This window comes from Pseudomonas sp. 2822-17 (assembly GCF_002742485.1).
Taxonomy (GTDB): Bacteria; Pseudomonadota; Gammaproteobacteria; order Pseudomonadales; family Pseudomonadaceae; genus Aquipseudomonas; species Aquipseudomonas cyclaminis.
This window is the reverse complement of record NZ_LJRZ01000369.1, coordinates 1-298: the sequence shown is the minus strand read 5'-3', so window position 1 is coordinate 298 and position 298 is coordinate 1. Positions and strand designations below refer to the sequence as shown.

Sequence of the window (298 nt, the reverse complement as noted above, 5' to 3'; positions counted from 1 at the left end):
ATCCAGGGTATTACGTTTTTTTGACATTGGAGAATCTCAACTAGTTGAAATTATTGATGACTTGTTAGAATCACAATCAAATCCAACGATTGCTCCACTTGCGTCTGATGGAGAAGTTACGCTTCGATTAACAATAAGTGGTCAAGATCATAAAGAAAACGAAGAAAAACTAAATGAACTGCAAGATAACATTGTATCAAGATTAAATAATTACTTTTTTGGTGTTGGTGAAGCAACACTAATAGAGACGCTAGCACAGCTTTTAAAAGAAAAAAATAAAACTATCGCATCTGCAGAG

1 pseudogene is annotated in these 298 nt (G+C 33.6%); it reads left to right on the top strand.

Annotated features, from left to right (window positions below):
• Positions 1-298 (top strand): annotated as a pseudogene (locus AOA60_RS32640) (hypothetical protein); the annotation flags it as partial.